At 49.3% G+C, this 600-nt stretch carries 1 rRNA gene; it reads right to left on the reverse strand.

Annotation, left to right across the window (positions count from 1 at the left end):
• Positions 1-395: 395 nt before the first annotated feature.
• Positions 396-600 (reverse strand): 16S ribosomal RNA (locus A3844_RS07300); the annotation flags it as partial.

Here is a 600-nt window from a genome sequence, read left to right on the forward strand (position 1 = left end):
CGTCCTTCGTCGGCTCCTGGCGCCTAGGCATCCTCCGTGTGCTCTTATTAGCTTAACCATCGCTCCGGTGTTTCGCTTGTTCGCTCATCTTGTTTTAAACAGCGCTCCCGGATGAATCCGTTCGCCAGTCTGTTTAAAGCCAAAGGTCGCTTCACAATCGAAAACCTTCGCTTTCAGCATACTAATAACGATTTCAACTTGTTCACACAAGTTTCAGCTAAAAGATGTTCTAAAACGCATTTTCGTTTCGGTATCCAGTTTTCAAGGATCAAGGTATTACTTGAGAGCTTCAACTCTCAAAACTGAGCAACGAGTGAGTGTTCGAACCCAAAGGTTCTAATGGAAGTCAAGCTTCCGATTTGAATGTCTCCATTGCAGGAAACGATTCTCCATAGAAAGGAGGTGATCCAGCCGCACCTTCCGATACGGCTACCTTGTTACGACTTCACCCCAATCATCTACCCCACCTTCGGCGGCTGGCCCCCTTGCGGGTTACCCCACCGACTTCGGGTGTTGTAAACTCTCGTGGTGTGACGGGCGGTGTGTACAAGACCCGGGAACGTATTCACCGCGGCATGCTGATCCGCGATTACTAGCAAT

This window comes from Paenibacillus helianthi, from assembly GCF_001909055.1.
Taxonomy (GTDB): domain Bacteria; phylum Bacillota; class Bacilli; order Paenibacillales; family Paenibacillaceae; genus Paenibacillus_AQ; species Paenibacillus_AQ helianthi.